The sequence below is a fragment of the Undibacterium pigrum genome (assembly GCF_003201815.1).
In the GTDB taxonomy this organism is placed as follows: domain Bacteria; phylum Pseudomonadota; class Gammaproteobacteria; order Burkholderiales; family Burkholderiaceae_D; genus Undibacterium; species Undibacterium pigrum.
In genome coordinates, this window is the sequence record NZ_QJKB01000006.1 from 218,744 (window position 1) to 233,494 (window position 14,751).

Below are 14,751 nucleotides of genomic sequence, written 5' to 3' on the forward strand. Positions count from 1 at the left end.
GGAATTGAAGGATCGTTGACTGGGTGGACACCCTCGCCGGGACACGAAAGGTGGATCAAACCGACAGGGGCAGTTTAGCTAGAAAACTAACATTCAGACACTGAAGATTATTTCTGAAATACAATTAAAAGATTATCGCTTCAAATCTGTCCCCGTAAGGGATCTTAGTGATTCGATTGGCACCAAAAATCGCTCAGCGGACGGGGTTTGCGTAGCCATAGTCGTGCGCGAAATTTTGGCCTTTGTTCTGTGAGACAACGCAGGATCACTATGATCGCGAAGGCGATCATAGTAATTCAGCTTGATCTGACAGGTAATGTCAGTAACAGTGAATTCGAATAATAGGTCCCCTAAAGTGGTTTACTCAACACCTCCGGCCGAAGGAGAGCGAAGGGCTCTCCGAGGGTACATCGGCCAATACGAAAAATCTGGCGCTGCAATTTATGTCGCACTTGAGCGCGATCAACTGCGGTGGATTGGCATCGCCGATCGCAGCGCGGGTATCGCTGACGACCTCGTGCTCGGATTCGACGGATTGGTGATCGGCCATCAGTTCAAGACTTCCAAGTTCCCAGGTACTTTTACGATCGGAACGATATTAACGGGGGCGGATGGTCTGCTGACGCCACTAATCCATGCTTGGACGTGTTTGAGCAAAGACAACCCTGATGCCCGCGTCGAGATTCGTCTGATTGTGAATGACATTCCGTCTGTAAAAGACAAGCCTGGCGATGTCTCACCCGGGCACAGCGCAGCATTTCTGGATGAGTTTGAACGCTTCCCTAATCGCCCATTGAAGGAATGGCAGCTTTCCAGCTGGAGTCGTCTGATCGATATGCTGCTACGTGCATCGGGTCTAAACGAATCCGAGTTCGAACGGTTCCTGCATGGTCTGCGTGTGGTGCATGGCGCCGCGGCGGATTTGGTTCAGACTCACAAGCTCAGCACCGAACAGTCTCGATTGGCCTTGGAAATTGCCAAAACGCTGCCGAAGCTGGTTACCGACACCAGAGACAAGGACAGGTGGTCCCGAGACGAACTCCTGCAGGAGCTCGGATGGCGAGATCCGGCCAAGATGCAGTACATCCATCGGTTTCCGGTGGGAGCCTATGTGCAGCGCAACCGTGAAACAGAAATTTCATTGCTGGAAGGATTGCGTACCGTCGACCAAGGCTACCTTTCACTAATAGGTCCACCCGGCTCCGGCAAGTCGACGTTGCTACAGGTAGCGCTGGCCACAGAACCGAACATTCGCTTGGTGCGCTACTTGGCATATGTGCCGGGTGCCGCTCAGGGAGTGGGACGTGGAGAGGCCGACAGTTTTTTTGACGACGTAAATACCCAGTTGCGCAACAGTGGCCTGGTAAGCCTGCGTCTACGCGACAACTCACTTCATGAGCGCCGAGAGCAGTTTGGCGCTCTCCTGAAGCAGGCTGGTGAACGCTACGAACGAGACGGAATACGCACCATTATTGTTGTCGATGGACTCGACCATGTACCGCGGGAAGAACGGCCGACACACTCATTGCTTGGCGAGCTACCACTTCCTGTTAGCATCCCCAAAGGCGTTACGTTCGTGCTTGGCACCCAGCGCCTGGACCTCGCGCAACTGAAGCCAGCTCTCAAAGAGCAGGCAGAGAAGAGCGGCCGCCTTGTGCAAATGCGTCCTCTGGGAAGAGAAGCGATTGCGCGAATTGCTGACACATTAGGTCTTGCCCCGGCGATTTCACGCGTGGACGTAAGCAACCTCAGCCATGGACATCCACTGGCGTCTCGATACCTTATCCAGGCTCTATTGAATGCTGACGATGTGGGCCGGCAGCAGCTGCTCGCTGGAAGTATGAAATTCGACGGCGATATCGAGTCCGTCTACACTTCTGCATGGCGGGAGATCACCGGTGACAGCGATGCCATGGACGTGCTGGGTTTCATCGCCAGAGCCGAAGCGCCTATGCCGCTGCAGTTGCTGGCCAAGGTAGTAGAAGAGCGCGCGATAGAGCGGGCACTGGTAGTCGCACGCCATCTGCTACGTGATACACCACAAGGATGGAGCGTGTTTCACAACAGTTTTCGGCTGTTTGTGATCGCTCAGCCCCGAATGCGGCTCGGCAGAATCGATGCTGACTATTCCCAACGCGTCTACCGTGACCTCGCTCAGTTGAGCAAGATTGCACTGAAGGAGTCATCACAACGGTGGTTTGAACTGCGCTACCGAGCCCGTGCGGGGGACATACACGATGTTCTGATGCTGGCGACGCCTGACCGCTTCCGACAACAACTCGCAGCAGGTCGCCCCATATCCGACATTCACGCTGATATTCGCCTCTCTTTGTTTGCCGTCCGTTCGACGCTCGACGCGACCACCCTCACTCGGCTACTTCTGTGCAGTGACGAAGTGGGGCGGCGCGAAATTGCACTGGAGTATTCCGATCGGCTGCCCCTGGCAATGCTAGCTGTCGGTGACATCGACGCCGCCGTCTCCTTCGTGCAGGATTTTCCTAGTAGGGGCTACGAAGTTGTTGATCACTTACTGCAGCACGGCGATTTCGACCGTGCGAAGGATCTCTTTGAGACTCTAGAGCCGCTATCGCAATTGCACGCGTCGAAGTTCCAGAACTATGGTGACCAACACAACCTCAAGGAGTTCGAGAAATGGGCGCGGCGAGCATTTCACTTCCGAGACGCTGAGCAGATCCAACAGTCGATCGATCACCTGGCCACCGAGGGGATGAGGCAGACATCAGAGGTGGACTCAGAAGAGACGACCGCCGCTGTGAAGCGGTACCTCCGGCGAGAGGCTGCTGAGGCCATGCTTCAGCATAATGGAACAGACCCAGAGAAACTCTGCGGCGAGCTCAGTGTCGCCGCTGAAGACCGGCCATCTGTGATAGTTCACGCCGGGCTCGCCGCTCATGAACGCGGCAATTCCGCTCAGGCACTCGCGTTGTTTGATGCGGCCTTACAGTTACCAGAATTCGACGAGATTTCCAACGGACTGCGTCGCTCAGTGGCACTTGTTGCAATTACATTAGGTCGCTGCGATCTCGCCTCAGTCATCTTCGAGAAACTGATTGCACCCATGGTTTCAATGGGTGACGATGATACTGATCCCTCAGGACTTGTTGACTTGGTTAGTGCGGTGATGCATCACGCCAGGCTTTGCGCATTGCTTGAGAAACCATTGCCGGATGTTACGCCATCTAAGCATCCATCTTGGCAGCCTCTCCAAACGTACGCCTCCAAAATCGGCATGCTTCTTGGGTGCGTCGCGAAGGATCCATCTTCTGTGTACACTGGCGGTGTCCAGATACTAGCCCGCAAGGCAATGGGGTATTTGTTGCGACTCAGCCCCAAAGGGGGAGGTGACTCTTACCGCGTGCAGCAAGCAATGAAGGCGGTGTCTGTGCTTGCTCACTCCTTGCTCAATATCGCAGCCAAATGCGACGAGTCGGAGTACTGTGCTGTTCTGAAAGAAATAGATGATGCGATTGCCACGTCGCCCCTGAACGGCCTCTGGTATATCAAGCGGAGGTTGGCTGTTGAGACTTATCGGATTGATGGACACCGCGCAGCAGCCGTGGCCCGGCTGGACGCCCTCGCTGTAGAGCTTCAGGAAGACACTCCGAGTGAACAGCTTGATGGGTTGGCTGATTTAGCCATCTCCTTCGCCGCGGTCGGGGATGTTGAACGCGCAAAGCTTGTTCTGGCCACTGCGCCCGAACAATGCCTGGGGTACGCGCTGCCCCCGAAGAAGGATCCGCAGTATGCCATCTGGCGGGACATCATGGTCCTTGCGAACGGCGTTGATCCGGGGCGACGGGCTCAGCGAATCTCAGTGCTCATGCGTCAGGTCGGAGGCATGACGGAGACGGAAGGGTCATCCGCAGCCGGTCGACTTTCCATGCCGCTCATCGATGAAGCGATGCAAGTCGGTCCTCGCTTCGGGTTTGAGGTGTCAAAGACACTTGCACACTGGAACTTGATACCGTGGTCCAACAAGGTTGATATGCTGATGATCGGGATGGTCCGTCGACGTCCAGAGAGCTTCGTGGCCTGCACTACGGTCTGGTGCGGGTTGTGCTTACCTTTCTACATGGAACCGTTTTACCGCGACCCGTACCATATTGGTGACTTCATAGACGTCGCCGCGAACGCAGCAGGTCCGGGACAAATTGCCCAGTTAGTACAGATGTTGCTGGACGAGATCGAATTAGCCAGCCGAGCGCACGAGAGACTCTCGCTACTCAAACGCCTTCGCGCAGCCGCTGCCAGACATGGGTTGAAGTCGGCCCAACTTGACGCTTCTGTGGAGCGCTGGTCGTCAGAAGCACCAGAACCCCGCTATTCGTATACACCTAGCAAGTACGACTCTGAGCCGACTCTTGAGGACCTTGAGAGGGCATTCGAGGCGGATGGTGATGAGTTAAATCATAACGCTCCCTACCGCTTTGCGGAGTTGGCTGAGTCTGCTCCTCTACATCTCGTGCAGCGTATGTATGAGCGTTGGGAAAGCCTGCAGTCCGATACACGCTGCCGCTTCCTTCTGGTTAAGCGACTCGCGAAAGTCGGCGAAGTTGACTATGCGAGGAAATTGGTGCGGGGCTATGAGCAAGGCAAGGATCCCTGGAGTTCATGGAGTCAGTGGATGGGAGGCGGCAAGTTCCTCTACTTTGAGGCGCGGCGGCTACTTGACGGCGATATTGTGTATCCCACTGCATTTGAAAATTTGGTGGACTCGGTATTGGCTGGCCAGGAGAACAGGCAGTCACTGCTCACTGAGCTTGACTCCATCTTGCCGGTGATCAGTTTGGCGCCGGACTGGCCAGCAATCTGGTCGCTATTGGCAGAGCAAATGACTTGCACTCGCGAGTTTCAAATCGGTAAGAATTTCGAGCCAGCTGCAGAGCCGCTGGACGATGAGGAAATCTTGGTCGAATTGTTGCACTTTGCACTACGATTGCCAGTCGCCGAAGTTCAGCGGAACGCGCGAAACTGTGCACTAAAGCTGGCTGTGCAGCCAACCCATGGTGAAACGGTATCTGAACGAGTCATGCGACGCCTCCTAGATGGCGACTTGGATGCGCCATTACAAGCTCTTCAAATTCTGCTCTTGGGTAAGCTCGATCATCTCGCGCCCCTGCTTGGCCCCACCGCCGCCAAGCTCGTGAGCCACAGGGATTTCGCAGTGGCGGAGGCTGCTACATTGCTTTCCAAGCGTTGGGGTAATCCCATCTTGATGGATGGGCAGCCACTACCGCTCTTCTACAAATTCGAGCTCGTTGGCTCACTGAAAGTAGACCGTGAGTTGACGGATGAAAGAACCGGCGCAATGCGTGTGGAGTCAGAGCTTGGATGGACGCAGATCTTGCGCTCTACGGCGCAGGCGCTCGCGAAGGCAGCAGACGTTGACGAGCTGACGATCCGGCGGAGGGCGGCTATGTTTATCCAAGAGTGGGGCGGGCTTGAAGCGTTCGGGCCAAATGCGGTTACGCGCGTTGAAGATCAGTTGCGCGCCCTTGACATGAAAATCAAGTATCTAAAGCCACATGCCTTGATTGGCGTAATAGCGCTTCGCCATGTGGCAGGAGAGCTCCACCAAGCAGGCCTGCTGAAACCCAATGACTTACCAATGCTACTTGAAAGCATGAATGCCCCAATTCCACCTCTACCCCTGTCGCTTCCGCAGGTGCGCCCGAAAGATGTGCGTCGGCCACTTGTCGCCCGGAACGCTCGCTGGATGGAGGGTGAGCGAAAGTGGACGGAAGGCGTAGTTGATGACATTGCTACTTGGTCAGACCAGGGCGGCGAGCACGTCGTAGCAGAGGTTTCACAATTCAAGATTTTCAAGCCACGGCAAGCAGAACTTCTACTTCACCGTATTCGCGCCCCAGGAGTATCCATTGATGATGAGAAGTTTGATGACTGCTATCAGCAGTTGCCTGCCGCTGTCTGGATAGGACGAGTTCTGCCGTTCGACAACGAACCGGCACCGACGCTCATCAGAAGGCTAGTCTGTTCAGTTGACTTCGGCCTTGACTCTGTAGCCTATCCCATCGTGCTCTGTCCCAACTTGTTACGTCAACTACAATGGCGTGCTCATGCAGATGCACCTGGTATTTACATCGACTCCAGTGGAGCCATCGTGGCAAGAATTGTCTGGTGGCGCGATGCAGGTCCTGTGGATATCGATGACGAGTCGATTTGGGGGGAGGGATGCTATATTGCGTTGACCAAAGCGGGACTGGCTCGATTTGCGGCTGCGCGAGGGAAGATTGTCATAAATGTTTTCGCGAGCAGAGAGGCTCAGAAACCGCGCGAGTATAGCGAGAGATACTTCGAGACGGCCAAGAATAGCTATTCAATTTGAGTCGCCGACATATGTAGCAAATTGCTTGAAATCGATCCCATCTCTTTCAATTTCTGCCTCATCTTTTGTTGCACTTTACGTCAGCATAGTTTTTCCAAATATTTTCGGCGTAAGCTGCTTAGGTCATTGCACTAATGTTTTTAGAAAATGTGATTTTTGATTAATTTTATAAGGATTACCTTAGTTTAGCTGTACAGCTAAACTAGTTAAAAAAGCTAAAGAAAGCCGGATTTTCGGTATCCAGCAGTGATCGTCTTCTTACGATCTATTACCAGTAAGTCGCTGTCCTAGTTTTAATGCTTGCAGATTGGCGGCACGTCGGCAGGGGATTTTGAAATTTAATTTTCGTCATAATACTCCACGGAAAGCGCCGATATAAGATGGATAATTTTCAGGGAGTTTTTGTTTGTGAAGGCCTAATCCTGGGCTGTAACAAAGATGTGATTGAATTTCTTTTGGCTTGTGATAACAATTTGATTGTCGTTCATCGGCATGATGTATTCAGTAACGCCTCCCCCGAAAATTTCAATCCTATCAAACAAATAGTCAATTTAACGATTGACCTTGTCTCTTGCTTCTTTCTAAGCAAAAAGCAGTTTTTATTTTTTTGCTTATTTAATTCGCAAATCCAATCTGAAAATGTAAACAACTATGCTTATCTGAGTATTTTTTTTACAAAAATTTGATGTGAATATCAGAAATCAATTTTCTCATAGAGAAAATTTTGTTGTTTGCATTTTTAGGTAGGTATAACCGTTCTAACGTATAGGTTTTAAGCATTATAAAAAATATCCCATTTCTCCTATGAGAAATGGGATATTTTTTGTTTACACTTGGAATGCGTAGTTTCCGAATCGAGTGTCGAGTTATGCACTTTCATTTCAAGCCTGTTGCAACAACAGCTTGAAGCAACTCAGCCGCGTGGTTAATGATTGGTCCCGCCATTGCTTCACGTTGCATTACGGACATCGGCCCTTCGCCAAAATAAAGGCCGTCAGAGACCAAAAATGTTAATCGTACATTTCCTTGTTTTGGCGGCGCTAATCGCGGCTTATCCCACGGCCCTATCTGTGACACCACTGGCTCTGAAACAGAAAATAATTTCTTAACCATTGGTAAAAAGCTGTCAACACCCTCGATGACAACAAGCTTGCCAGACTGATTTATATAGCGCACCCCACCTTCCGAGAAGGCGGCAAGTGTATCAAGGCCACCTGTGAGTGGCACTTCAATAATCACACCAAGCAAAATCTTTGGTTGAACAGTTTTTCCTTGCTCGCGAAGACGCGAGAAAGCCAAAAATCGAACACGTCCTTCTGCCGTAGTGTCAGAGGCTAGGGCTTCAAGTGCAGAAAAATCGGCAGGCGAGGAAAACAAAATTGATTGCCAGCGCGTGGGGGTGTCGCCTGACTTACTTTTAAACCCATCTGGGTTGTCGCAAAAAAGTAAGTTATAAATTGTATTCATAGCCTCATCGGCGTATGGCGAGTGTGAAACGCCCGCTGTTGCACCCGAAGCAGCAAAATTAAGGCCAACGGCAGTGAGTAATTTATTGAACATAGAATGCATGATGTCGACTTGAGATGTACGCGCGCTGATCAGTAAGTTGAATGGGAACGCATATTCGCACGTCATCTTCGAATGTTATGCTTGAGCTATTTTCATTGTTTGTTAATAGCATCTTCAATAAAACCGACGATCTCAGAAACTGAAATTGTAAATATTCCAGCCTTGCCAGCATCGAATGCAGATTTCCAAGTATTGTAGCCTTCAATATAATTTGGATTTGGTTTTCTCTTTCCGAGCAGTTTGGTAAGACTCTTATTTAGTGTTTCTTCAGAAACTGGAAAATGGGGTAGTTCTGAAGAAACACCACCCTGAATATGATTGTTCTTAACCTTGACGCCATCGACACTGATGTGGAAGATTTTTCCGAGCTTCTGATGCGTTTCTATCTTGTTGATCAAAACGGTCGATTTTTCTTCACCTGCTCTAGTCTTGTATGCCCAAAGCTGACCTTCAGAGTAATCCGCCGCTTTGGCGATGCTGAATACAGAAAGTAAGCTCATGATAGTGATCAGTTTCTTCATGGTAGTAAGCTATAACGCTGAATTACACGATGCGTAAGAGGTTTTGAATAGGTGGCATTCTTCGCTTCAGATCCCCGGAGTGCATGTCTTTGAAGCCTAACGTAGAGCTAGCCGACGCTGCGCGGCGATATTGTGCAGCGACCGAAGGGCGCAAGCTTGAGCGCCATGTTATGCAGACATTTTTGAGACATGCTTAAGGGCAAAGAAAATGACTATTGCCGGAATAATCAGGGCAATGACATTCCACATCCCCATTGCAAGCAGGACTACCTGATTGATAGCGACAAAACCTGTGTAGGTATAAGCTGCCCATTTTTTCATCATCCATAGGCCTATCATGCACACCAATCCGACGAAGGATGAAAAGCCTAAATATGGTGGATACCAAGGGCCAATTTGCTGGACAATTGGAGAAAAAATGAGTGGTACTGCGATTAGTGCGCCCAAAAAACCAATTACACAAATGACTGTAATAGACGTCGGTCGCTTTACCTTTTCGATTGATTCACTCATGGCTAGAGTCTCCTTGGAATGATGTTGTTTAACTTCAAATAGGGTGAAAAAAATTCCGCCTAATGTGGTGGTTCGTCCGCAATACGCTTATTACTGTTGAACTGTGAAGCCATCCGAAATATGCGGTGTTTATATTCAGTACTAATAATAACCAGAAAAAGGCAGGCAGCCTTCATGGACATTCCACCAGTCATATCTGAATCAAGCTCTACACATCTAAGCTTGCCCAGCTGTGTAAAAATTGCATTCGTGATAAGCGCTTCAGTTTACGCACTGAACGAGCGTATGTCTACTGGATTCTATGGCACACTCGCTTTCATGGCCTGCATCAACCTTGGAGATGGGCGTGGTCGAGGTAAAAGCCTTCTTGTCCTATCTGACCATTGAGCGCAGTGTCAGCAGCTCAATCCATTTGCTGCATAAGACCCAACTTAGAGCAGATAATCGACCGTTTAGCAGGCTCTACTCAAAGTCATCCCAATCTGGATTCTCTATACCAAATTTGTCTTCAATGGAATTATTTGAACTTGATTTTCGTCATGATGCCTGCACAGAAAGCGTCTGCATAAGATGGATAATTTTCAAGGAGCCAGCTTTAAGACTGCTGTCTCTTCTCATCTATTGTTGATAGCGCCACATCCACAAGACCCTGCGCCTCCGCCACAATCTCGTGCAAATGCTGTTCCCCCTTGAAGCTCTCGGCATAAATCTTATAGATTTCTTCAGTACCCGAAGGACGGGCAGCAAACCAGCCGTTGTTGGTGATGACTTTCACGCCGCCTATGGCGGTCATATTGCCGGGGGCGGTGGTGAGGATGTCTGTGATGCTGTTGCCCGCCAGCAATTTGCTGGTGATCTGTTGTGGGGATAGCTTGGACAGGGCTTTTTTCTGTGCTGGTGTAGCTGGGGCTTCTACCCGTATGCTGACAGGTTTGCCAAATTCTTGTGTAAGCTGCTCATATAGCTGGCCGGGGTCGCGTCCAGTCCTTGCTTTTATTTCACCTGCCAGCAGGGCGGCGACTATGCCGTCCTTGTCTGTTGTCCATGCGCTGCCGTTCATGCGTACAAAGCTGGCGCCTGCGCTTTCTTCGCCACCAAAACCCAGGCTGCCATCAAACAGACCTGAAGCGAACCATTTGAAGCCGACTGGCATGTCGTACAGCTTGCGTCCGAGTCGTCTGCTCACATGCTCTATCATGCGGCTGCTGACGACGGTTTTGCCTATGCCGGGTTTGTTACCCCAGTCCGGGCGATGCTGGAACAGGTAATCGATGGCGACGGCCAGATAGTGGTCTGGCGTCATCAGGCCAGCGCCGGGCGTGACGATGCCATGGCGGTCATGGTCGGTGTCGCAGGCAAAGGCAATGTCAAAATCTGACTGTATGTCCAGCAGGCGGCGCATGGCATAGGGTGATGAAGGGTCCATGCGTATCTTGCCATCCCAGTCCAGCGGCATGAAGCGGAAAGTCGGATCGACGACATCACTGACTACGGTCAGGTCTATCTGATATTTTTCCGCGATGCGGCCCCAGTAATGCACGCCTGCACCGCCAAGCGGATCAACGCCCAGACGTATGCCAGAATGCCGTATCGCGGCCAGATCAATAATCTGTTCAAGCTCGCTGACATAGGTGTTCATGAAGTCGTAACGGTGTGTCGTGTCGGCATGTATCGCCCGCTCAAAGGGCATGCGCTTTACGTCCTTCAAATTCGGGGCCATGAGTTCATTGGCACGCTTGCCTATCCAGTCGGTGGTGGCTGTATCTGCCGGGCCACCATTGACGGCATTGTATTTAAAGCCGCCATTGTCGGGTGGATTGTGGGAGGGTGTAATGACGATGCCATCGGCCAGGCCAGTGTTTTGCTCAATGCCACCAGCAATAGCAGTAGCAGAACGGCGACCACGGTTATACATCAGGATAGCCAGCGATACAGCAGGTGTCGGTGTGTATTCGTCACCGCTGGACAGCATGAGGGTGATGCCATTGGCCGCAAGCACTTCTATCGCGCTGATGCGTGCCGGTTCTGACAAGGCATGGGTATCAATACCGAGGAACAAGGGGCCGCTGATACCCTGTTGCTGACGATAGTCACAAATTGCCTGAGTAATGGCAAGAACATGATATTCATTGAAGCTGGTCTGGAACGAGGAACCGCGGTGGCCAGAAGTGCCAAATGCTACTCTTTGCGCAGCGATTTGTGCATCTGGGATGTGTTTGTAATAAGCGGCGATTAGCTGGTTCACATCGACCAGTGCAGAATCTGGTGACAATTGACCTGCAAGCGGATGGATATGCATGGAGTTCTTTCTGCGAATTTTGCACGCACATGTATCGATGACGTTCAAGGGATTATCGTTGATGCATCAGGTCTGTTCTGTTCGTTGACGAACCAAGTTTTTGTGCTGGTCTAAAACAGCGACGACTCCTATTGTGAGCAATAGCCTGGCAGATGTTCTCTCTCTTGGAGTACGCTGTACTTGGCGAGGTTTAACTTTATGTGGAAAGCCAGGCTTGCTCCTTTATTTCAATATCTCTGCCCCGGTCGTCGCGCCTGAGATTCTTTCAAGTGCGACGACAGGCAAAGTAAATCAACCCTATTGCACTATCCCATTTCGGGACTATGCAAGTGCCTCACTTCTTTCAAGCTTTCCTTTTCGCGATGACTCATTTGATAAAGCAAGGGCAAAACCAGCAGCGTCAATAGGGTGGATGACAGGATGCCGCCTATGACGACGGTTGCCAGTGGCCTTTGCACTTCAGCCCCCGTCCCTGTTGCCAGCGCCATGGGGATGAAGCCCAGGGATGCTACCAGCGCCGTCATCAATACCGGGCGCAGGCGTGTCAATGCGCCTTGCTGGATGGCCTTGTCCAGTGCCATGCCTTCTTCACGCAGGCTGCGTATATAGGCAATCATGACCAGGCCGTTCAATACCGCAACGCCAGACAGGGCGATGAAGCCTACACCGGCAGAAATCGACAGCGGTATATCCCGCAACCACAGTGCGACGATGCCGCCAGTCAGGGCAAACGGCACGCCTGTAAATACCAGCAGGCCATCCCTGATATTGCCAAACATGGCGAACAGCAGCATGAAGACCAGTAGCAAGGCAGCGGGGACGACGATTTGCAGGCGTTGCGATGCAGACTGCAATTGCTCGAACGTGCCGCCCCAGGTGGTCCAGTAAGCCGTTGGGACTTTGACTTTCTGTGCCAGTTGTTCCTGCGCTTCTTTCACGAAGGAGCCTATGTCGCGACCACGCACATTGGCAGTGACGACGACGCGGCGCTTGCCATCTTCACGGCTGATCTGGTTGGGGCCAGGTGCCATGTCTATGCTTGCCAGGTCAGCCAGGGTAATGAAACTGGCCGTGCCATTTTGTGCGCTCGTTACATTCGGCAAGCGTATAGGCAGGCGCTTGATGGCATCGATATCGCTGCGTACATTTTCTGGCAGGCGCACGACGATATCGAAACGGCGGTCACCCTGGAACAGGGTGCCAGATTCTTTGCCGCCTATGGCTGCTGAAATCACATCCTGTACATCGCTGATATTCAAGCCCAGTCTGGCTGCCTTTTCGCGGTTGATGTTGATGCTCAGCATAGGCAGACCGGTAGTTTGCTCCAGCTTGACGTCGGCAGCACCGGGAATTTTTTCCAGTACCCTAGCAATCTGCTCCCCGGTGCGGTTCATGATATCCATGTCGTCACCAAACACCTTGATCGCGACGTCACTGCGCACACCTGAGATCAGTTCATTGAAGCGCATCTGTATCGGCTGGGTAAATTCATAGTTATTACCCGGCACTTTTTCTACCGCTTCCTGTATGGCTGCTACCAGATCGTCCTTGCTGCGCTTTGGGTCTGGCCATTGCGCTTGCGGCTTGAGCATGATGAAGGTGTCAGCCACATTTGGCGGCATGGGGTCCGTCGCTATTTCTGCAGTGCCCAGCTTGCCAAAGACTTTATCCACCTCTGGGAAAGTGCGTATCACATGCTCCAGTTCTATCTGCATCTGCAATGCCTGGCTCAGGCTGGTGCCTGGTATGCGCATGGCGTGCAGGGCGATATCGCCTTCATTCAGACTGGGCACAAATTCGCTGCCCATGCGGCTGGCCAGCAAGCCACTCAAGGCTAGTACCACCAGCACGATGCTTAAGACGAGCGCCTTGCTTTGCAGGACAAAGTCCAGCATGGGTTGATAGAGCTGTTTGGCTAACAGCATCAAACGGTTTTCTTTTTCGCTAACGTGTTCACCGATGAACAGGGCGACGGCGGCAGGGATGAAAGTCATCGACAAGACCATTGCGGCAATCAGGGCAGCAACCACGGTAAACGCCATGGGGTGGAACATTTTGCCTTCGACGCCGGTCAGCGCAAAGATGGGCAGGTAAACCACCATGATGATCAACTGGCCAAACAACAGGGGGCGGCGGGCTTCTCTGGCAGCAGCGAAAACTTCCTGCAGGCGTTCACTGCGGTTTAATGTACGCCCGGCAGCCGCTTGTGCATGAGCCAGCCTGCGCACGCAATTTTCGACAATGACCACGGCACCATCGATGATGATGCCAAAATCCAGCGCGCCGAGACTCATGAGATTGGCACTCACCTTGTTGCCTACCATGCCGGTGAAAGTGAACAGCATTGCCAGCGGTATCACCATGGCAGTGATGATGGCTGCACGGATATTCCCCAAAAATAAAAAGAGGATGGCGATCACCAGCACGGCACCTTCCAGCAGGTTTTTCTTTACCGTATTGATGGCCTTGTCGACCAGCACGGTGCGGTCATATACGGTGCTGGCAACAATGCCAGGCGGCAGGCTGCGGTTGATTTCAGCGAGTTTCTTTGCCACATCCTGCGATACCTTGCGGCTGTTTTCACCTATCAGCATGAACACCGTTCCTAGCACGACTTCACGGCCATTTTCAGTGGCTGCGCCCGTGCGTAGTTCACGGCCTATGCTGACTTCGGCGATATCGCCGATACGCACAGGAATATTTTTCTGGGTGCTGACGACGACATTGCGTATGTCATCCATGGAAGCCAGTTGTCCCGGTGCCCTGACGAGGTATTGTTCGCCACGTCTTTCTATATAACCCGCGCCGACATTGCCATTATTTTTTTCCAGTGCGGTGACGACATCTTGCCAGCTCAAACCATGTGACACCAGTTTTTCTGGCGATGGTGCCACCAGAAATTCCTTGGCATAACCGCCTATGGTATTGATCTCGGTCACGCCTGCAACATTGCGCAGTTGTGGCTTGACTATCCAGTCCTGTATTTCCCGCAAGTCGGTGGCAGAGTAGGGCTGACCATCAGCCTTGAGCGCACCTTCCTTGCTCTCCACTGTCCACATGACAATCTCGCCCAGGCCAGTGGAGATAGGCCCCATGCCAGGTTCTATGCCTGCTGGCAGCTTGCCCTTGGCTTCCTGTATGCGTTCATTGACGAGCTGGCGGGCAAAGTAAATGTCAGTACCATCCTTGAAGATGATGGTCACTTGTGACAAACCATAGCGTGACAGTGAACGTGTTTGTTGCAGGTTGGGCAGGCCCGCCATCACGGTTTCTATGGGAAAGCTGATGCGCTGCTCAGCCTCCAGTGGTGAATAGCCGGGAGCGACAGTATTGACCTGTACCTGGACATTGGTGATGTCGGGTACGGCATCAATCGGCAGGCGCTGGTAACTGAAAATGCCCAGTGCTGCCAGCGCCAGGGTCAGCATGATGACCAGCCAGCGCTGCGTTATCGAAAATTGTATGATTTTTTCAAACATGAT

6 protein-coding genes are annotated in these 14,751 nt (G+C 51.8%); 1 reads left to right on the top strand and 5 read right to left on the bottom strand.

The features are described from left to right. The first annotated feature begins 355 nt into the window (after positions 1 to 355). Positions 356 to 6,367: an ATP-binding protein gene (locus tag DFR42_RS18335; protein ID WP_245937010.1), complete on the top strand. Its 6,012-nt coding sequence runs from the start codon at positions 356 to 358 to the stop codon at positions 6,365 to 6,367. 876 nt (positions 6,368 to 7,243) lie between these two features. Here DFR42_RS18335 and DFR42_RS18345 read toward each other — a convergent pair. The 5 genes from DFR42_RS18345 to DFR42_RS18365 all read right to left on the bottom strand — a co-directional run bounded on the left by DFR42_RS18345 (position 7,244) and on the right by DFR42_RS18365 (position 14,748). After that, complete coding sequence (locus tag DFR42_RS18345; RefSeq protein WP_170133573.1) at positions 7,244 to 7,936, bottom strand: hypothetical protein; 693 nt, start codon at positions 7,934 to 7,936, stop codon at positions 7,244 to 7,246. 92 nt (positions 7,937 to 8,028) lie between these two features. Further along, positions 8,029 to 8,436 carry a hypothetical protein gene (locus DFR42_RS18350; protein ID WP_211324346.1) on the bottom strand — a complete coding sequence of 136 codons (408 nt, stop codon included), beginning with the start codon at positions 8,434 to 8,436 and terminating at the stop codon, positions 8,029 to 8,031. Positions 8,437 to 8,625: 189 nt separating this feature from the next. Then, a complete protein-coding gene (locus tag DFR42_RS18355) occupies positions 8,626 to 8,970 on the bottom strand; it encodes a hypothetical protein (RefSeq protein ID WP_110256476.1) in 345 nt (114 codons plus the stop codon). 595 nt (positions 8,971 to 9,565) lie between these two features. After that, complete coding sequence (gene pgm, locus DFR42_RS18360; protein WP_110256477.1) at positions 9,566 to 11,269, bottom strand: phosphoglucomutase (alpha-D-glucose-1,6-bisphosphate-dependent); 1,704 nt, start codon at positions 11,267 to 11,269, stop codon at positions 9,566 to 9,568. Between the two features lie 305 nt (positions 11,270 to 11,574). Then, positions 11,575 to 14,748 (bottom strand): efflux RND transporter permease subunit, encoded by a 3,174-nt coding sequence (locus DFR42_RS18365; RefSeq protein WP_110256478.1) that lies wholly within the window; start codon positions 14,746 to 14,748, stop codon positions 11,575 to 11,577. Between the last annotated feature and the right edge of the window lie 3 nt (positions 14,749 to 14,751).